Raw genomic sequence first — 20,081 nt, 5'->3', positions numbered from 1 at the left:
ACACGTAAATTTAGAAAGGAACTTCGCTGTTTCCGCCTCCCTGCTGATTAGGAACAATCTGAAAATCGGCATTAGGAGAGATACTGCTAATACTGGATGTAAACTGTCCACCCATCCCGAAATCGTCTTCTTTATTCTGGAAGCGGGCAAATTCATTCTTGAATCGTAACTGCACATCCCCCGTAGCACCATTACGGTGCTTGGCGATAATAATTTCGGCAAGACCAATCAAGGAGTTACCTTTTTCGTCCTCGAATATCTTGTAATATTCCGGCCGGTGAATAAAGCACACCATATCGGCATCCTGCTCGATAGCACCCGACTCACGGAGGTCGGAAAGTTGAGGACGCTTACCTTCGTTTCCTGTACGGGCTTCTACCCCACGATTCAACTGCGAAAGGGCAATAATCGGAATGTTCAACTCCTTTGCCAATCCTTTCAACGAGCGGGATATGGTACTTACCTCCTGCTCGCGGCTACCAAAATTCATACCACTGGCATTCATCAACTGCAAATAGTCGATTATAATCATCCTCACGCCATGCTCGCGCACCAATCGACGTGCTTTTGTACGGAGTTCGAAGACCGAGAGACTCGGCGTATCGTCAATGAAAAGCGGCGCATCGTACAATTCCTTTATTTTGAAGTCCAGCTGCTCCCACTCATACGGGGCAAGCTGTCCGTTTTTGATTTTCTCTCCCGGAATCTCGCAAGTATTCACTATCAAACGATTGACTAACTGCACATTCGACATCTCCAACGAGAACAAAGCGATGGGATAGTTGAACGAGACAGCCATATTCTTCGCCATAGAGAGGACGAAAGCCGTCTTACCCATGGCCGGACGGGCAGCGATAATAATCAGGTCGGAATTCTGCCAACCCGACGTTATCTTATCCAAGTCTGTAAAGCCGGTCTGCAAGCCACTTAACCCTTCGGGGCGGTTAGCCGCAATTTCGAGTAAGTTGAGCGCCTCTTTTATGACAGGGTTAATCTGCGTAACATCCTTTTTTACATTCCGTTGCGAAATTTCGAACAACTTACTTTCAGCCTCCTGCATCAAATCGTCGACGTCTGTTGTTTCGTCAAATGCTTTAGAGGTTATCCCCGACGAAAAAGAAATCAATTCGCGGGCAAGATATTTCTGGGCAATAATACGCGCGTGAAATTCGATATGCGCTGCCGAAGCCACCTTATCCGTAAGCTCGGCAATATATGTCGCACCTCCAACCTTCTCCAGTTCTCCCTCTTTCTTGAGCTCCTCCATCACAGTGAGCATATCCACCGGAGCCTGGCGCAAAGCCAAACTAACAATAGCCCGATAGATTGTCTGATGGGCATTGTCGTAAAAACTTTCAGGCTTCAGAATATCACTGACGAGCGAATACGCATCCTTCTCGAGCATGAGGGCTCCTAACACTGCACTCTCGAGATCGCGCACCTGAGGCTGCATTTTACCGATGTCACTTATAATGGGAGTTGCTTCTTTCGGTTTAGTTCTTCGCTTGTTCTGACTGTTATTTTCGGCCATTCTTGTAAATCCTTATTATAATTCTTTATAAAGTTAGGCAAAGATAATGCAAATAAGTTTCGGTTTGGGCTTTAGTTTTAAACATTGTATTAACAAGGGATTTGGGTAATCTGGTAAAATAGCATACTTTTGTTTCCTATTGATTCGCCTATTCAGCATGCCGGATAAGAGAGAAATATCGCAAAAAATAAAAGATTTAGCAGCGGAAATCGGATTCGATGCCTGCGGAATATGTTCTGCCGGAGAAGTCGATTCTGCAACAAAAAGCTACCTAAAAAAATGGTTAGACGAATCATATCAGGCGGATATGCATTATATGGAGAACCATTGGGAAAAGCGCTGCAACCCGGCCAAGTTGGTAGAGGGTACAAAATCGGTTGTATGCCTTGCGATCAATTATTATCCCGCCCGCAAACAACCGTCGGAGCATCCTCAGTTTGCTTATTATGCTTACGGCAAGGATTATCACGATGTGATGAAAGCCAACATGCAGGAACTTTTCGACAAGATAAAAGTATTTATCCCGAACCTCGAAGGACGTATGTTCTGCGACACGGCACCTCTCCTCGAGCGTTATTGGGCAGCTAAAGCGGGGATAGGTTTTATCGGTAAAAACTCTCTATTAATTATTCCGCACAAGGGTTCTTATTTCTTCTTAGGCGAACTGTTGTTGAATATCGAATTGGCGTATGACGAGCCGTTGGGTATATCGTGTGGCAATTGCAACAGATGCATCGAAAGTTGCCCGACACAGGCTATTGTTTCGCCTTATGTGGTAGATTCCAATAAATGCATTTCGTATCAAACGATTGAAAATAAAGGGAGTATCAGCCGTTCTATTATTCCTAACCTGCAAAACCGGCTATATGGCTGCGATATATGCCAGCAGGCCTGTCCGTGGAACAGGTTCGCCCTACCCCACACCGTTGCGGAGTTTGAACCGTCGGATGCTTTTCTGTCTTTATCTACTGAAAAGCTCGAAAGCCTTTCGGTGGAGGAATATCGTACTATTTTCAAGGGTTCAGCAGTTAAGCGGGCAAAATACGAGGGATTGAAACGAAATCTGGAAGCTATAAAGCAATCGCTGAAAAATGTGAATTAATCGTTATAGGATAGTTGCATGTTTATCAATATTTATTTGAAAAGTTACAAGGTACTTCGCCCTATGGGCAGTTACAAGTTACAAGAAAAAGTAACTCGATAAAAAACGTCGAAAATGAGTAGAGATATGTTACTTTTTCTGTCAAGCTTTCTCAATAATGAATTGAGATACCTCGTATTCACTCGGTATGACAAGCGTAGTGCCCTTCGTGGTTAAGTAATTATTAAGTTGACAGGTAAACAAGTAGACGAGTTTATTAGTTACGAGTTTACAAGAAATAAGTATACAATTGTTACTTTTTTGTCACTTCGAACGAATGTGAGAAGTCTTTTCCCAATTGCGAGGTGAGATGCTTCACTTCGTTCAGCATGACAGGGACGAATAAGCCTCCCCTTAGGGGAGGTTGGAGGGGCTAAAAGTAACTCGATAAAAAACGTCGAAAATGAGTAGAGATATGTTACTTTTTCTGTCACTTCGAATGAACGTGAGAAGTCTCTGGTCTAAAGTACGAAAGAGATACCTCAGAAAACTTCGGTATGACAAAAAAGCCTCCCCTTAGGGAGGTTGGAAGAGCTAAAAGTAACTTGACAAGAAAACGTCGTTTACTTGTACCGGTTTTCAAAACACGACACACTGATAACCAGACAAATAAACTCAAAAATACGTTAAAAAAGGTAACTAAAAGTAATACAAAAAAGCGACACATTTGTGTACTTTTAGGGGGAGTATAAAAGTCAATGCACATAAGTAATAAAATGCCCGATAAAACGTTTAAATAAAGGAAGAATAACCAAGAAATGAAAAAATCGATTTATATCATATTACTATTAGCCGGAATACTCATCCCGTCGTGTAGTGACAACGATCCCGACTACGTTATACCCGCAACGCCTGTCAGCTTCAGAATCAATCTGTCTACGACAGACAACCATCTGAACAGTCCCGGAAATGTAGGTATCTATATTCCCAAAAATAAAATGTTCGAATATAATCAATCGCTCAACGGCGTAACAATAGCTAAAGTTTATGGTACACCACGGGCAGGAGGGGCAAACGAGTACTATGGCTACTCGGGTGTATTGATTTTCAACACAGGGATACAGACAAGCAGCAGTGGTTTAGTTGCTTACGACCTTTGTTGCTCCTACGAGCAACAGGTAGAGACACGCGTGGTACCAACAAACGACTATAGAGCGAAATGCCCGAAATGTAATTCGGTATTCAATCTCTACGAGGACGGCAAAGCAATGAGCGGACCGGCCACAACAAAAGGAAAGAAGCTCCAACTTTATAGAGTATTTACTTCTGCGAATAATGAATTTTACATTCGGAATTAAATTTTGACCAATATCTTTTGTAATAAGCAAAAACATTTTTACATTTGCAGTCGCTTAACGGGAAAAGCAAGGTGTTGCAGTAGTTTTCCTTGACAGTGTAAGTAAATAATGCGAAAGTAGCTCAGTTGGTAGAGCACGACCTTGCCAAGGTCGGGGTCGCGGGTTCGAATCCCGTCTTTCGCTCACTTAGGCTGCTCGGATGGTGGAATGGTAGACACGCAAGACTTAAAATCTTGTGACCATTAGGTTGTGCGGGTTCAAGTCCCGCTCCGAGTACTAAACTGAAAATCAAGCGACTACAATCAAAAGGTAGTCGCTTTTTTTGAATTTAAATAGTATAACGCAATGAATGTATCTTACAATTGGCTAAAGGATTACGTTAATTTTGACTTCACCCCGGCAGAGCTGGCTGCAGCTTTGACTTCAATCGGGCTCGAAACGGGAACAGTAGAAGAGGTAGAAGCTATCAAAGGCGGTCTCGAAGGCTTGGTAGTCGGCGAAGTGCTTACTTGTGTCGACCATCCTAATTCGGATCATTTGCATATCACTACGGTCAATCTGGGTGACGGCGAACCCGTACAAATCGTCTGCGGAGCTGCGAATGTAGCTGCCAGACAGAAAGTAATCGTAGCCACTGTAGGAGCGAAACTCTACCAAGGAGAAGAATCGTTCACCATCAAGAAATCCAAGATACGGGGCGAAGAGTCTTTCGGGATGATCTGCGCCGAAGACGAAATAGGCATCGGAACAAGTCACGATGGCATTATCGTTTTGCCTGCCGATGCTAAAGTCGGTACTCCGGCAAAGGAATACTACAACATCAAAAGCGATTATGTATTGGAAGTAGACATCACGCCTAACCGCGTGGATGCCGCTTCGCATTATGGTGTAGCGCGTGATCTTGCTGCTTATCTGAAACAGAACGGACAGAATATCGAGCTGAAAAAGCCAAGTGTAGATAGTTTCAAAACTGAAGCCAAAGACGGATATATCCAAGTCAAAGTAGAAAATACAGAGGCTTGCCCACGTTATGCTGGCCTTACAATCAAAGGCGTATCGGTGAAAGAAAGCCCTGAATGGCTGAAAGAGCGTCTGACCGTTGTGGGCTTACGCCCTATCAACAACGTAGTGGACATTACGAACTACGTATTGCACGAATTAGGCCATCCGCTTCATGCTTTTGATGCCCAATATATTACAGGCGGAGAAATAATTGTTAAGACATTGCCCGGAGGGACTAAGTTTGTCACGCTGGACGAAGTAGAACGTACTTTGAGCGACAAAGACCTGATGATATGCAACGACCGCGAAGGGATGTGTATCGGAGGGGTATTTGGCGGACTGAAATCGGGTGTTACGGAGGAGACGAAGGACGTCTTCCTCGAGTGTGCCTATTTCAACCCGACATGGATACGCAAAACCGCACGCCGACACGGTATCAATACCGATTCTTCGTTCCGTTTCGAGCGAGGAGCAGACCCCAATGATACGCTATATGTGCTGAAACGTACGGCTCTCTTTATACAGGAAGTTGCAGGAGGTACAATCACAGGCGATATACAGGATGTATACCCTACTCCAATCGAAAATGCTATTGTCGAATTGAGTTACGACAAAGTTGATAGCCTGGTAGGCAAAACACTCGGACAGGAAACAGTAGATAATATCCTCAAAAATCTTGAGGTGGAGATTGTTAGTAAGTCCGGAAATACGCTCACATTATCAGTCCCTACCTATCGGGTGGATGTGAAAAAAGATGTGGATGTTATCGAAGACATTTTGCGTATCTATGGCTACAACAATGTGGAGATAAGCGAAAGCGTACATTCCAATCTTTCGTACAAAACATCGACAGACCAAAGCTATGATTTACAGAATCTTATTTCGGAACAATTGACGGGATGCGGATTCAACGAGATAATGAATAACTCGCTCACCAAAGAGTCATACTATGCCGAATCGGAGGTATATCCGATAGCTAACTGTGTAAAGCTGCTTAACCCGCTCAGCTCCGATTTGAGTGTTATGCGGCAGACATTGCTATATGGCGGTTTGGAAAGCATTGCCCGTAACCGTAATCACAAGAATACGGACATCCGTTTCTACGAATTCGGAAACTGCTATCATTATGATGCGAGCAAACGCGTAGAAGGTGAAACACTCAACGAATACAGCGAAGAATATCACTTGGGTATCTGGGTGAGCGGCAACAGTGTCACAAACAGTTGGGCTGCTGCTGACGAAAAATCGTCGTTCTATCAGTTGAAAGCGTTTGTCGAAAACGTCCTGACGCGTCTGGGTATTTCACAGGATAAGTATACCTATAAGCAATTCAGTAATGAGTTATATAGCGCTGCCATTACCATCTCGACACGCAACCGCGAATTGGGTGTAATGGGCATTGTGAACAAAAAGAAGTTGAAAGCACAGGACATCAATGCCGAAGTGTATTTCGCCGAACTTAACTGGAATGCTGTAATGAAAGAAATCAGGAAGCACAGCATAACATTCAGCGAGATAGCCAAATTCCCATCCGTAAGCCGTGACTTAGCCTTGCTGCTCGACAAGAAAGTGTTGTTCGAGGAAATTGAGGCTATTGCACTCAAATCGGAACGTAAGCTATTAAAGTCAGTTAAGTTGTTCGATGTTTACGAGGGTAAGAATTTGCCGGAGGGTAAGAAGTCGTATGCGGTTAACTTTATCTTGCAGGATGAAGAGAAAACGCTGAATGACAAGCAGATTGATGCTATTATGAAGAAAATCCAGACTTCATTGGAAAATGAGCTGGGTGCGCAATTGAGATAAGTTACAAAGGATTGACTTTGACCTGATAAAATCCTCCTTTATTTCCATAGAGGGGGATTTCTTATTAGACCGGCTCAATAGGAATAGGAATTGGAATGGTAGGCGGTGTATATGAGGCAGAAAGCTACAATAGCCGACAGAGGTGTCATCGTGTATTTCTCTTTCTTGCTGAATGAAAACAGGTTCATAATGGTATTCAGGCACAAGTATCCTCCGAAGCCATAGGCGGCATACCTGAAAAAAGGTGCACTTACATCCAAATCTAAGATTCCACCTAACGATAAAATTAAAACAGCAGCAAAGGTAAGTATAACCGCTGCTATCCCGCTGAAAACACGCATCTTGGGCGGAAAGGCTTTATATTTGCCACCCATCGCGTACTCCCCTAATGGAAAGCCCAATGTCAACAATATCTGGAAGAGTACAAGAAGGAGCATACATATCCCTCCTATCCAAGCTGTTATCATCCGATTCTAATTGAGCTTATTTATATTTATATTCATATATCAGTCAAATCTGGAGAAGGCATAGTAGTAGTCCTTCACCGTCTGTTGCTCTTTGTCCAATCCGGCTTCCTCTGCGGCTCGCAAGGCATCTTCTTTCACTGTGAACTTTTCTATCTTATAAGGATGGAAATGAATGACCGCATAGGTCGTATCCGTATCGAAATGACTACAGACAGTAGCATACAGCGCATCACGGTTAAACGAAAATGCTGTTATTCCATGTAGTAGCTGCTTGCTCTTATTGGAATCTATCAAGACCTTCACACCCGTTTCGTCCTCTATGACAGCTTCTTCCAAATCGTCAATCGCCGTCAACGAATAAGGATAAATCAACGGCATGCGGTAATAGTCTCTGAATCCGGCATAGGTATAATATTCGCCAGAGATGGTTACTCCCTGCGGTTGCATATTTACGAGCTTACGCATTTGGAGGGAATTCATCGAATGAGTGGAAGAAAGAGCATCGGAGAAGAACTCAACGACATCATCGTTTTCGATATTCTTAATTGTATAGACTGTCTTATAAAGGATGTATCCGGCTGTGAGTAACGAAAATACGAACATTGCTCCCGCCGCCAGAAGGCATTTGTTACGTGATGATTTGTTCTTCCGCTTGACTATCGCCAGTATCAAAGAAACAAGCATCATAATCAATAATGCTATCAGAAAAGCAGTGAGCAGGAATCCCTTAATCAGCATATTCTACAAGCAATTTTCGGCATGATAGGAGGAACGCACGAGCGGCCCGCTCTCTACATAATCAAAGCCTTTACCGTATGCAATCGATTTCAATTCGTCAAACGATTCGGGCGTAATGTATTCGACCACCGGCAGGTGTTTCCGAGATGGTTGAAGATACTGCCCAATGGTCAGTACTTTGCATCCGACCGACAACAAATCGTCCATCAGTCCGAGGATTTCCTCTTTCGTCTCCCCCAACCCGAGCATAATACCCGACTTGGCTTTCCGCCCGCTGACCGCAATATATTTCAACACCGACAGGCTGACATCGTATTTAGCGGCGCTGCGCACCTGCGGCGTCAGCCGACGCACAGTTTCCATGTTATGGGCTATCACATCAGGTAGCGCCTGACATATCATATCTACCAGCTCGCGCCTGCCCAGAAAATCGGGTATCAGCACCTCAACGGTAATAGCAGGGTTTAGTTCCTTTATCTTATGGATTGTTTCTACCCAATGATTTGCCCCAAAGTCCGGCAAATCGTCTCGGTCGACCGAAGTCACCACGGCATGCTTCAGTTTCATCAGTTGGATAGAGCGGGCTACATTCTCCGGCTCATCCGGATTAAGCGGCAAAGGCTTACCCGTCTTGGTATTGCAGAACTTACACGAACGTGTACAAACATCACCTGCTATCATAAACGTAGCCGTTCCGCGCTCCCAGCATTCGCCCATATTCGGGCAGCGTCCACTGGAGCAAATCGTATGCAGGCAATGTGATTCTACAATATGCTTGGTCTGGGTGAAGCGTTCGTTTCCTCCCAACCTTATCTTGAGCCAGTCCGGTTTCTTAACGTGAGCCATTCGTATGGGATTACATATTCGTTTTCAGGAAGTTCGTCACTTTCAGGAAGAGGTAGTTGCGGTTGGCCGCTCCACGAATCGAATGGTCTTTGTCGGGGAAAACAAACATATCGAAATGCTTGTCGGCATTGATTAATGCCTTGGCATATTCCATCGAATTCTGGAAATGCACATTATCATCTGCCGAACCGTGTATCAACAACAAGTTTCCTTGCAGGTTGCGTGCCAATGTCTTTGGCGAACCGTCTACGTAGCCGTCCATGTTCTGTTGCGGAGTGCGCATAAAACGCTCGGCATATACCGAATCGTAATAGCGCCAGTCGGTAACGGGTGCGATAGCAATACCGGCTTTGAATATGCCATTGCCACGGCTCATACTCATCAGCACGTTGTAGCCACCATAACTCCATCCCCAGATAGCAATTTTATCCTTGTCGACATATGATTGGGACGCAAAATAGCGTGCTGCCGCAATCTGGTCGTCCGATTCTATTATCCCCAGATTCTGGTAAGTACATTTGCGGAAATCCTGTCCGCGGGCACCTGTTCCGCGTCCATCTACACAGGCAACGATAAAGCCTTGCGTAGTGAGGTAGTCTGTCCAGTCTGCCTTATATCTATCCTGTACCTCTTGCGAGTTTGGCCCGCTATATTGTATCATCACCAACGGGTATTTGCGCGAAGGATTGAAATCGACAGGCTTCATCACATAAGCATTCAAGTCCGTAATGCCGTCGGCAGCCTTCACTGTTATAAATTCCTTCACCGGGAGCTTTACGGATGCCAATCGCTCTTTCAAAGGAGCATTATCCTGTAACACCCTCAATTGCTTACCTGTTGCGTCATGCACCGTAGAAAGTGTAGGCGTGGTAGCATTAGAATAGGAATTGATATAATGCTTTCCGTTCTTGCTGAATTGAGCTGTATTAAAGCCCCTTTGAGTAGACAATTTTGTCTTTGTACCCTTTTTCAGTTCTACTTTATAAATGGCTCTGGTCAGCGGACTTTCTTCTGCCGCCTGATAATACACAAAGCCTTTTTCTTCGTCTATAGCCAACAAGTCGGTCACATCATAATTGCCTGATGTCAACTGCTTTTGCTGAACGCCATTGTTGTCATATAAGTAGATATGGCTGTAGCCGCTCTTCTCGCTGACATAGGTAAACTGGTTGCCAAAGAAGTGAATAGTATTCAACAACTCCGAATCGATATAGCGCTCGTTATCTTCCCGCAATATCTGACGGGCAACTGTGGAACGGGCATTGGCATAATACATGGCAAATACATTCTGCTCGCGGTTGAGTGTCATCACGGCCAACTCGTCTCCTTCGGGAAGGAATTGTATGCGCGGGATGTATTCTATTCCCTGTTCGGGCATTTTCATCTTGCGTGTAGTCATCGAGTTGATATCGAATACCTGCACCGAAACGGTCGAGTTCTTCTCCCCTGCTTTTGGATATTTGAATGTCTGCACAGGTGGATATAGCTGTCCCAAATAGAGCTGCATCTGATAGAACGGAACTTCCGATTCGTCGAATCTCACAAACGCCAACAGGTTATTATCAGCCGAGAAATCGATTAGAGCCGTCGTGCCGAATTCTTCTTCGTACACCCAGTCCGTTGCCCCATTGATGATTTTACCATAGGCACCGTCTTTAGTCACCTGCGATTCGCTTTCATAATCAAATTTTGCCAGCCAGATATTATTATCCAGCACATAGGCTGCCATACGTCCATCGCGCGAGAAGGTCGGAACCATCTGTTTGCCTTTGTTCTCAGTCAACTTCCGCACATGGTTGCGACGGATATCGTAGTAATAATATTGCGCTTTGAATGAATGGCGGTAGATAGATTCGGCCTCGTTATATACAAGCAAACGATATTCATCGGGGCTCATAATAAAGCCTTGGAACGAATCGAAGCTACATTCGCGGGCTGTTTTCGCGTCGAATACAGTTTCTACAGGCAGTCCTGTTTTATAAGAATATTTGATAATCTTGGTATTCTTATCCGCAGCCTGATAATAGTGCTCTCCGTCTGCAGAGGAAACGACTTCGGGAGCACCATAGGCATAATATTTTCCGGCGGTTATGTCTTTTAACTCTAAGTTCTGGGCATGCAGACCAACCAACAACAGCCCACCGAGTAATAAAGCAAATATCTTTTTCATTGTTATGTAATTCTTTTTGGCAAATATAGTCTATTTATGTGAATATAAGCGGATATTGGCAAAACAAAGAAAGCAAAAAATATAGAAAAATGATATGTATACTTATTTTTTTCATTATCCGATTAAACCTATTAAGATTTTTTTAGTCATATATATAAAATTGATAATAAAACAAAATGATTAACATCCTAAATCACACACATCAATAGTTTATATTGTCAATTTGTAAAGAGAATCGATTTTCACTATATATACATGTGCACATTAAGAATAGATTTATTAACTCTTAAAAAAAATAAGAGCCATGAGACAGATATTATATTTTGCATGTATACTATGCCTGGTTCTGTCACAATCAGGTTGTAAAGGAGAAAGAGAGAATGAACAAGCAGAAGAAGACAAACCGTTGTCTATAGAGGTTTCTGAAGAAAGCCTCAATGATTCTTCGGCAATAGTAATAAATGATAGCTTAAAAAATTCTACAATTCATAATTCGCCTTTAACGAAAATCAAGAAAGAAGTCAAGAATGATAGCATATCCAAGTTGAATGGAAAACTCAATACGTCCGTAGCAAACAATATCCCGGCATTATTAAATATGCCTGTTCTGGCTTTCGACGATAATTCCAATAATTATCAAGAATACGAAGGAGAGGAATATTACGCCGGTTATTCGCCGGTTTATAGCAACAATTATTATAATGACAGCTACTATTATGATAATTATTACTACGACAACTACTATTACGACAATTATGATTATGATTATTATAGTCCTTCTTACTACTACGAAGACTACTATTATAGTCCGATAGTAGTACCCCCATATAACTCTAAACCAAAACCGCCTTATAAACCGGGGAAACCCGAGAGGCCACATAAACCGGAAAAGCCGGGAGGAGAACGCCCTTCGAATCCCAAGCCGGAAAAGCCTGCTGATATAAGGGATTCCGGCAGAGGAAACAATAGACCTATCTCGCGCCCTCCCAACAACGGAGAAGTACGGACTTCAGAGCGGGATAATAATACTTCGCGTCCGGAAAACGCACCGGCAATACGCCCTACGGATAGAAATCCTAAAGAGAATAATGATAAAAACAGGACTGAAAGGGATGAGAACAGAAACTCCCAGATAGGAAATACTACAACATCCCCTACTCGTTCAAGTTCCAGAAATACTGCTTCAGATACAGACAATAAAGAAGCTGAAAATCGCAAGCAGCGTGAAAATCAGGAACGCAGAGACAGGGAGCAACGAGAAGAAAGAGAAAAACAAGATAGAGAACGTAAAGAAGCGGAAAACCGCAGAAATCGTGAAGCTCAAGACCGTAGAGAGAGGGAACAACGAGAAACGAGAGAGAAACAAGATAGAGAAAGTAGAGAAGCGGAAAGTCGCAGACAGCGCGAAGATCAAGAACGCAGAGACAGGGAACAACGAGAAGAAAGAGAGAAACAAGACAGAGAACGTAGAGAAGCGGAAAGCCGCAGACAACGCGAAGATCAAGAACGCAGAGACAGGGAGCAACGAGAAGAAAGAGAGAAACAAGACAGAGAACGCAGAGAAGCGGAAAGCCGCAGACAGCGCGAAGATCAAGAACGCAGAGAGAGGGAACAACGAGAAACGAGAGAAAGACAAGACAGAGAACGCAGAGAAGCGGAAAGCCGTCGTTCGTCATCCTCTTCTTCCAGTTCTTCTTATGGAAGTAGTTCTTCGAGCAGCAGTTCCAGCTCACCATCATCCTCATCTTCCAGTAGTGGACGATCTTCGAGTCGCGGTTCGGGTAGACGATGAATAAAGAATATGAAAGTAATTAATTATTAACTAAATATTTTAGGCCATGAAAAAGATATTATTTATCCTATTAACAGCTATCACACTCGTTTCTTGCACAGGTGAAGATGGAAGAGACGGTAGAGATGCTAATTTCTTTACAAAAACAGTCACCATCAAAAGCGAAGATTGGGTTCTTTCCGGCACACCGGGATCGTTAAGTTCTAATTACTATGCAGATGTACATATTCCCGAACTGACCTATAGTGTATATGATTACGGAGCAGTAGTAGCTTATCTGATAGTTGATGATGATGTAAAGAATGTAATGCCATTCGTTTTGCACAAAGGAATATGGACTGGCACTGAAGCTGTATTATGGACGCAAACCTATGACTATGAAATCGAGCCTAATTGGATGAGATTTTACGTCACCTACTCCGATTTTGACACTTATCAGAAACCCGACACTGAAAGTTTTCAGATAGTCCTCATGTGGTAGAGAGCATAAACAAAGCAGGTTAGTCCTAACCGAACTAACCTGCTTATATTTTATTCGAAATTACTATTTCTTTTTACCGTCCTTATTTTCGGACATGACCATCTGAATATCTTCCATCGTGAAGTTGCCTAATATACGCATGATGGTACATTCATTCGGTTGGGCTGTCACCATCAGAAACTCTTTGATATTTTGCCCGTCGGCCATTATCAGGAAATCGACATTCTCATCGCCATCCTTCACAGTCATCAGGCTTTCATAAGTTTTGCCTTTCATCAATGATGCAGCTTCTTTTTTCATCATCGCAACTGCCGATGGATTTTCGGATGTGTATATCTCCAATTTATCGAGTTTTCCTATCAGGTTGCTGATATTGGCATCACCGAGATCCATGCTTGGGGCAAGCCGCAAAATACTCTTCGAAATATAAACGGATGTTATCTCCTTGTTATTCGAGAATCTTTCGAAAAGCTTGTTATCCTGCGCATACATTCCTATAGCCGAGAAGAAGAGTATGCATGTGATTATAATCGTTTTAAGTTTCATTTTCTATTTTGTTTTAAGGGTATTCAACGTATTGTTTACAACATTATTCGCTTTGGTTATGTCATTATTCACTTCCGTAACCTGCGACAATCCTTTATTCAGTTTATTCGAAATCAGTAACAATGCTTTTTCAGCCTCCATGTATGCCTCATCCGGATCGCTGTAGGTATCCTGATAAGCCATTTGCGGCAGATCGGCATCCTGTGGCTTGTTTACAAAGAACATCACTGAAATGAGGATAGCAGCACAAGCGGCGGCTACCGAGAACCAAGCCAATATATTACTTTTCTTTTTAGAGGCTACAAGTTGCAGTTTAGGTTTCTCCTCCCCTGCCTCACTTGCGGCGAGATCGTCGATAAGAGCTTCCAGTTTGGCATCCAATCCTATGGCCGGAGGAACTTCTTCCCCATCGTATATCTGCATAAAGATATAAGCCTCGTCTGCCAATTCGGGAGCAACAGCATCGCTACCGAAATAATCGAGTAACAGCTGCTCATCCGATGGAGATATTTCTCCCTCGTAATAGGCTTCTAATAATTGTTTTATATCTTCTGTTTTCATCCTGCACATAGTTTTAAATATTGCTCCCGTACGGTTTTTCTTGCTCTCGAGAGTATGACCCGTACATTCGTCGTACTCAATCCCATCATCGTCTCTATCTCTTCGGTGGAATAACCATCCCAATCCTTGTACATAATCACTAATCGTTGCTGCTCGGGCAGTTTCTTTATCAGTTCTCTGATATAGTTGGCCTCATCCCGCATCTCTATGCTATTCGGCAGGTATATATCTTCATTATTTTCATGAGCTTTCATCGTTGGGATATATTCTTCTTTTCGTTTAGCATTAGGACTTCGTAAGAAGTCGAGGCAAAGATTTTTCAACATGGTAATGGCAAACGCTTCGGGGCTATTCAAATCAGTCAACTGGTCTCGTTTTTCCCAGAGTTTGATGTAAGTGTCCTGAACAATATCCTGGGCATTTGCCTCATTCTGTACAATACGGAACGCTATCCGGTAGAGTTTCTGATGATATGGGAGAAATTTTTGTTTGAAAATTTCTGCATCCATCAAACAGCGAAATTAAGGTTTTTCGGAATGTTCTTCCAGAAATTCATCGATTGCATCTTTGCTAAAGTTTCCTTTTAGCTCTACAATTACAATATCGGCATCATCTATAGCAAAGAAATATAATCCTTCTACCGTATCATTTGTTGTCTTCAACATAATATGTACAGTTTCGCCTTCATCATTTATACGCATAAGTGTTTCGTAACCATCCGCTTCTTCGAGGTCATTAAACAATGCCTTGTATTTTAGGGCGATATCCTGCGAGAACTCCTCAAGCGTAATAACGTTTATAGCTTCCAGCTCGCGAAGTATAACCGACTGTTCAGCTTCCGCATTTTTGGGGAAATCCTCTTTGCTTATGCTTTGCTTTTCTACGCCTTTTTCTTCCTTCAATTGTGATATTATTTTCTCGGGATGAATGGCAAAAGCCGACAGTGCTACTGCAAATAATAAGACAAAGGATGTAATTAATTTTTTCATGCTTTTATTGTTCTGATGTTACGTTCGATGATTATTCCTGCAAAGGATGAGGAGCGCTTTGCGCACTCCTGCATCCATTCAAGGAACGAAATTAATCATTTTTGCTATATTTCTCGATAAGTTCCTGTATATCTTTCTCTTTTATGTTGCCAAGCAATTTGACTACAGCAATATCCGAATCGTCTACACAAAAGATATACATGCCCTTCACCTTATCTTTTTCGGTTTTCAACATGATGCGCACCTTAGAATCAGCATCGTTGACCTGCACAATAGTTTCGTACCCACCTTCGTCTTTTATGCTATTTATCAGTGAAACATAATTATTTTTCTGGCTTTCGGAACAACCATCTACTGCCAAAACGTGAATCGATTTGATTCCCTTGACCAATGGCATAGCTTCGCCGGCTTCTTTCTCCATAAAAGGCTTGGCTATCGCCATCAAGAAACCTCCTATTTTGACATTGGTTGCATTGCTTTCCTTCGAAAGCTGGGCGATTAGCTTATCCGGATTGTTGGCTCCGGCTGACATAACTACTGCAAATAACAAAACTAAACTTATAACTACCTTTTTCATGATCTTATTTTTTTATTGTTTATTAATTCTTTTTTCAAGTATCTGCGAGGTACCTTATTATCGCTTTCAAAAATAAGACGAGGCAGGCCGGATTTTCGTTACAAGAATTTTCATTTTTTTTGCACACATTTCATAAACAACTAAAATACAATACATTACAAAACAAAAAAACTCCTACCAGCAAAGTAGGAGCTTTTGAACTGAAAGAGTTTTTTATAATAATTTAGTTACATCTGTGCCGTGAGACCTCCTTTCGTTTTTAGGTTTTCCAATAAGAATTTATCTCCTTCTGCCAAATCAACAACCATATACTTGCCAACACCGCATATCTGCATTTCGTCGAGCACATCCACCAGATTCGCATAATGGGCATTTTCGGTCGGCTTGATCAGGACAGTTATACTTTCTTTCGATTTCTTCAGTTTAGCCATTTCCTCTTTGAAGTGACTCTCTGATATTTGTTTCGAACGAACTTGTTTTCTTAAATCATTCACTTGTTTGAACAATACATTATTCTTTTCAAGCAAAATAGGACGTATGTCTTTGTAATTAGCTTCGACCAATGAATTATAATCTTCATAGTTTGGTACGCCATGATAGTAATACACCTTATTATCTTCACCCAGAATCAATGTTATTGTCTTAGAGCCAACCACTTCGGGCGGATTATCATCCTTTTGGTCTGATGGCATTACAATATCCATTGCCTGCGGAACGGCCAACGTTGTACAAAACATAAAGAATGTAATCAGGAGCATCAACATATCCACCATCGGGGTGAAATCGACACGCAATGTCTTTTGTTGTGGTTTATTTCTTTTTCCTCCTTTTTTTCTGCCGGTATCTGTATTTATATTAGCCATAACGTTTAGAATTTAGATAGGTTAAACATCTTCTTTTACCTTATAGAGCATTTTTTCGGATAATTCCATAAGCAGTGAAAAATATTTTTACCATTTATCGGAAAAGATGTTGTACTTTTGCATCTCTCCGCCGGAGTTATTTTATCTATATATCAGGTAAATAGGTGAAATATAGAAATATACAGGAAATGACAGTAAAAGAAATATATAAAGAACTCGAAGCCCTCTCCACCCCCGAAAAAAAGGAATTTTTGCCCTACTTTTTCAAAACAGGGAAAGGACAATATGGAGAAGGCGATAAATTTATCGGTGTAGTCGTTCCCGATACGCGCAAAATTGCCAAGAAATACAAGGCAATGCCGTTTGAAGAAGTTACACAGCTTTTGGAGAACGAGTATCACGAATGTCGCCTGTGTGCCCTGCTGATATTGGTCGAACGATTCAAAAAAGCCAGCGAGGCGGAGAGGAAAGAGATTGTAGACTTCTATCTGGCACACACGCATCGCATCAACAATTGGGATTTGGTCGATTTAAGCGCCAAAGATATTGTAGGCGAATATCTTGTCGACAAAGACCGCTCCGTATTATATAAACTGGTCAAAAGCAGCTTGCTGTGGGATCAGCGAATCGCTGTGGTATGTACCTATGCTTTCATCCGCCGCGGCAACTTAAAGGATATTTTCGCTCTCAGTGAATTATTACTCGACCATAAGCACGATTTGATGCATAAGGCTACCGGCTGGATGCTCCGCGAAGCAGGCAAAAAGGATATAGAGCAATTACGGAAATTCCTCGACAAGCACCACCAAATAATGCCGCGTACCATGCTGCGCTACGCAATAGAAAAACTGTCGCCCGAAGAAAGGGCGCATTATATGAAGAAATAATATAAATGGATTATCAAATATATACCCTTCCTAACGGACTTCGCATCATTCACAAGCCCGACGTAAGCAATGTCTCCTACTGCGGCCTTTTTGTAAATGCTGGTACACGCGACGAGCATGCCGACGAATACGGGATGGCACACTTCGTCGAGCATATGCTCTTCAAAGGAACCACCAAGCGGAAATACCACCACATTATCAACCGTATGGAAAGTGTGGGCGGTGATCTGAATGCCTATACCAACAAAGAAGAAACGGTTATCTATACCACATTCCTCGAACCGCATTTCGAACGGGCATTGGAATTACTGTCCGATTTGGTTTTCCATTCCGAATTTCCGCAAAAGGAAATGGATAAAGAAATAGAAGTCGTCATAGACGAAATACATTCGTACGAAGACAGCCCTTCGGAATTGATTTACGACGAATTCGAGAACCTTGTCTTTGCCGGTTCGCAGCTCGGACATAATATATTGGGCAATGCGAAGCAGATTAAGAAATTAACGTCGCCTAAAGTCAAAGCGTTTGTCAATAGGCTATATCACCCTAATAACATCGTTTTCTTCTCGAATGGCAAGACCGATTTCAAAAAGATCGTCCGGTTAGCGGAAAAGTATTTATCTGGCATCCCTCAGGCAGAAACTGCTCAAAGCAGAATCGATGCTGAAACAGTCTTGCCGGAACATCTTCTTATTAAGAAGAAGACTTCGCAAATACATGCTATCATCGGCGGTAGAGGTTATGAAATAAAGAATCCGAAAAGAAAAGCTTTCCACCTGTTGAATAATATTCTGGGAGGCCCGGGAATGAACAGCCGCTTGAATATCGAACTTCGGGAAAAGCATGGCTATGTATATAATGTCGAATCATCGGCAACCACTTATACCGATACAGGACTTTTTACGGTCTATTTCGGGACAGACAAACGCAATAAAGACAAATGTATTGAGTTGATATATAAAGAGCTGAAAAAGCTGCGGGATACACAACTGACAACCTCGCAGCTGAATGCTGCCAAGAAGCAGTTGATAGGACAGATCGGAATATCGAGCGACAACCGGGAAAATATAACCTTGTCGATGGGTAAAACGTTTTTCCATTATGGCCGGATCGACTCGTTCGAAGAAACATTTGCTAAAATAGAAGCGGTAACAGCCAAGGATATACGGGAAGTAGCAAACGAAATTTTCGACGAAAAGAGCCTATTTAGCTTGATATATCATTAATTATTGTAATTTTGTAGTACTCTTACAAATCGCATTGAATGAAAGCTATATATAAAATAATTATTCTCGTTTCACTCTTGTCACTCTCCATCGGGGCAACTGCCCAGATAGGGGCTAAGAAAAAATTCTTCCTCGACTTTCGTATAGGGGCAAACTCCTCCGAAATGGATATAAAAGACCAGAATTATGGCAAGAAGGTAAAACCGGGATATCATTTTGCTGTAGTAGGAGCATACAAGTTTTATGACAACATACAATTCCAGTCGGGGATTCATGTAACCAAAAAGGGTATGAAACGCCGGACGGTAGAGCCCTTTGAAGATTTAGGGGGAACTTACCGCGAGGTGAAAGCTATAACGACTACCACAGATGCCAATTACATCATGATGCCGTTGATGCTCGGTTGGGAAAGCGATTACAATAAAACATGGCTTTTCAATGTGAATGCCGGGGTATATGGCGCTTGGGGATTTTCCGGCGAAACTAAAGAGCGAGGCACACAGACGATCTATTTCGCAGGCGAATCATCTGTAGATAAATACTCTGAAAAGTATGACACCTTCACCTCCGAAAACCTCAAGAAGACCGATTACGGGCTGATAGGCAGCGTGGGTGTAGTATATGATATCTACACGCTCAACCTCACTTACGAATACGGCTTGTACAACATCTCTCAAAAAAGCGACATAGAACTTCGCAACCGAAACCTCACCCTATCCATCGGTTTTAGATTTTAGCCACATTTATTAAGCATTTTTATTTCTATTCCTCTAATCAATATTTACGATTGGATGTTATACCTATATAAATAAGCATCTAATTAAACAGGAGGAAAAGAATATGGAAAATTTAATCAAAAGATTAGAAAAGGAAGCCGGATTGACCCAAGAGCAGGCCATTAAAGCCATTATCACTATAAAAGATTTCATGGACAAAGAGAACATGAAAGTCGACTGGGGTAAATTTGTTAAAGACAAATATGAAGATCTCACGCAAATGCTCAAGGATATACCGAACAAGGTAAATGAGAAAGCCCAACCGTATACAGAAAAAATATCAGAAGCCATCGACTCGGCCGTAAGTAAAGCGCGTAAAAGCGCTCACGACATAAGTCAAAAAGCAGCCGAGTTCTTCGAAGAGAAAAAGCATTAATCAACGAATGT

The 20,081-nt window shown here is 42.3% G+C and carries 20 protein-coding genes and 2 tRNA genes; 11 read left to right on the top strand and 11 right to left on the bottom strand.

Annotated features, from left to right (window positions below):
• Positions 1-10: 10 nt before the first annotated feature.
• Positions 11-1,531 (bottom strand): replicative DNA helicase, encoded by a 1,521-nt coding sequence (dnaB, locus tag D0T66_RS00370; protein ID WP_163355050.1) that lies wholly within the window; start codon positions 1,529-1,531, stop codon positions 11-13.
• Positions 1,532-1,688: 157 nt separating this feature from the next.
• Here dnaB and queG point away from each other — a divergent pair, with 157 nt between their 5' ends.
• The 5 genes from queG to pheT all read left to right on the top strand — a co-directional run bounded on the left by queG (position 1,689) and on the right by pheT (position 6,775).
• Positions 1,689-2,633, top strand: a complete 945-nt coding sequence (gene queG, locus D0T66_RS00365) for a tRNA epoxyqueuosine(34) reductase QueG (protein WP_163355049.1) — start codon at positions 1,689-1,691, stop codon at positions 2,631-2,633.
• A gap of 797 nt (positions 2,634-3,430) precedes the next feature.
• On the top strand, positions 3,431-3,970 hold the full coding sequence (locus tag D0T66_RS00360; protein WP_163355048.1) for a hypothetical protein: 540 nt from the start codon (positions 3,431-3,433) through the stop codon (positions 3,968-3,970).
• Between the two features lie 110 nt (positions 3,971-4,080).
• Positions 4,081-4,153: transfer RNA gene (locus D0T66_RS00355), tRNA-Gly, on the top strand.
• 10 nt (positions 4,154-4,163) lie between these two features.
• Positions 4,164-4,246: transfer RNA gene (locus tag D0T66_RS00350), tRNA-Leu, on the top strand.
• Positions 4,247-4,315: 69 nt separating this feature from the next.
• Complete coding sequence (gene pheT / locus D0T66_RS00345; protein ID WP_163355047.1) at positions 4,316-6,775, top strand: phenylalanine--tRNA ligase subunit beta; 2,460 nt, start codon at positions 4,316-4,318, stop codon at positions 6,773-6,775.
• 74 nt (positions 6,776-6,849) lie between these two features.
• Here the strand turns inward: pheT and D0T66_RS00340 are convergent, their stop codons facing one another.
• The 4 genes from D0T66_RS00340 to D0T66_RS00325 are packed head-to-tail and all read right to left on the bottom strand — an operon-like array spanning position 6,850 to position 10,996.
• Positions 6,850-7,242 carry a hypothetical protein gene (locus D0T66_RS00340; protein WP_163355046.1) on the bottom strand — a complete coding sequence of 131 codons (393 nt, stop codon included), beginning with the start codon at positions 7,240-7,242 and terminating at the stop codon, positions 6,850-6,852.
• A 39-nt stretch (positions 7,243-7,281) separates the two neighbouring features.
• Entirely contained in the window at positions 7,282-7,980 is a 699-nt protein-coding gene (locus D0T66_RS00335) for a hypothetical protein (RefSeq protein ID WP_163355045.1), read from the bottom strand.
• Between the two features lie 3 nt (positions 7,981-7,983).
• Positions 7,984-8,826: a lipoyl synthase gene (gene lipA / locus D0T66_RS00330; RefSeq protein WP_163355044.1), complete on the bottom strand. Its 843-nt coding sequence runs from the start codon at positions 8,824-8,826 to the stop codon at positions 7,984-7,986.
• 10 nt (positions 8,827-8,836) lie between these two features.
• Positions 8,837-10,996 (bottom strand): S9 family peptidase, encoded by a 2,160-nt coding sequence (locus D0T66_RS00325; protein WP_163355043.1) that lies wholly within the window; start codon positions 10,994-10,996, stop codon positions 8,837-8,839.
• A gap of 304 nt (positions 10,997-11,300) precedes the next feature.
• On the opposite strand from D0T66_RS00325, the gene D0T66_RS00320 reads away from it, so the two are divergent.
• The gene (locus tag D0T66_RS00320; protein WP_163355042.1) at positions 11,301-12,788 is read left to right on the top strand and encodes a hypothetical protein; all 1,488 of its coding nucleotides are present in this window, start codon (positions 11,301-11,303) and stop codon (positions 12,786-12,788) included.
• A gap of 46 nt (positions 12,789-12,834) precedes the next feature.
• A complete protein-coding gene (locus D0T66_RS00315) occupies positions 12,835-13,269 on the top strand; it encodes a hypothetical protein (protein ID WP_163355041.1) in 435 nt (144 codons plus the stop codon).
• A gap of 63 nt (positions 13,270-13,332) precedes the next feature.
• Here the strand turns inward: D0T66_RS00315 and D0T66_RS00310 are convergent, their stop codons facing one another.
• The 6 genes from D0T66_RS00310 to D0T66_RS00285 all read right to left on the bottom strand — a co-directional run bounded on the left by D0T66_RS00310 (position 13,333) and on the right by D0T66_RS00285 (position 16,805).
• Complete coding sequence (locus tag D0T66_RS00310) at positions 13,333-13,815, bottom strand: DUF4252 domain-containing protein (protein ID WP_163355040.1); 483 nt, start codon at positions 13,813-13,815, stop codon at positions 13,333-13,335.
• A gap of 3 nt (positions 13,816-13,818) precedes the next feature.
• Positions 13,819-14,376 carry a hypothetical protein gene (locus D0T66_RS00305; RefSeq protein ID WP_163355039.1) on the bottom strand — a complete coding sequence of 186 codons (558 nt, stop codon included), beginning with the start codon at positions 14,374-14,376 and terminating at the stop codon, positions 13,819-13,821.
• Positions 14,373-14,885, bottom strand: a complete 513-nt coding sequence (locus D0T66_RS00300; RefSeq protein WP_163355038.1) for an RNA polymerase sigma factor — start codon at positions 14,883-14,885, stop codon at positions 14,373-14,375. The genes D0T66_RS00305 and D0T66_RS00300 overlap by 4 nt, the downstream gene beginning before the upstream one ends.
• A 12-nt stretch (positions 14,886-14,897) precedes the next feature.
• On the bottom strand, positions 14,898-15,365 hold the full coding sequence (locus tag D0T66_RS00295) for a DUF4252 domain-containing protein (RefSeq protein WP_163355037.1): 468 nt from the start codon (positions 15,363-15,365) through the stop codon (positions 14,898-14,900).
• Between the two features lie 91 nt (positions 15,366-15,456).
• A complete protein-coding gene (locus tag D0T66_RS00290) occupies positions 15,457-15,942 on the bottom strand; it encodes a DUF4252 domain-containing protein (protein WP_163355036.1) in 486 nt (161 codons plus the stop codon).
• 227 nt (positions 15,943-16,169) lie between these two features.
• On the bottom strand, positions 16,170-16,805 hold the full coding sequence (locus D0T66_RS00285) for a biopolymer transporter ExbD (protein WP_163355035.1): 636 nt from the start codon (positions 16,803-16,805) through the stop codon (positions 16,170-16,172).
• Positions 16,806-16,993: 188 nt separating this feature from the next.
• Here D0T66_RS00285 and D0T66_RS00280 point away from each other — a divergent pair, with 188 nt between their 5' ends.
• The 4 genes from D0T66_RS00280 to D0T66_RS00265 all read left to right on the top strand — a co-directional run bounded on the left by D0T66_RS00280 (position 16,994) and on the right by D0T66_RS00265 (position 20,070).
• Complete coding sequence (locus tag D0T66_RS00280; protein WP_163355034.1) at positions 16,994-17,692, top strand: DNA alkylation repair protein; 699 nt, start codon at positions 16,994-16,996, stop codon at positions 17,690-17,692.
• Positions 17,693-17,697: 5 nt separating this feature from the next.
• Positions 17,698-18,918: a pitrilysin family protein gene (locus tag D0T66_RS00275; RefSeq protein WP_163355033.1), complete on the top strand. Its 1,221-nt coding sequence runs from the start codon at positions 17,698-17,700 to the stop codon at positions 18,916-18,918.
• Between the two features lie 38 nt (positions 18,919-18,956).
• Complete coding sequence (locus D0T66_RS00270; RefSeq protein WP_163355032.1) at positions 18,957-19,655, top strand: porin family protein; 699 nt, start codon at positions 18,957-18,959, stop codon at positions 19,653-19,655.
• Positions 19,656-19,758: 103 nt separating this feature from the next.
• A complete protein-coding gene (locus D0T66_RS00265; protein WP_163354982.1) occupies positions 19,759-20,070 on the top strand; it encodes a hypothetical protein in 312 nt (103 codons plus the stop codon).
• Positions 20,071-20,081 lie beyond the last annotated feature (11 nt).

Source organism: Dysgonomonas sp. 25 (assembly GCF_010501075.1).
Classification (GTDB): domain Bacteria; phylum Bacteroidota; class Bacteroidia; order Bacteroidales; family Dysgonomonadaceae; genus Dysgonomonas.
This window is presented reverse-complemented; position numbering and strand designations above follow the sequence as displayed.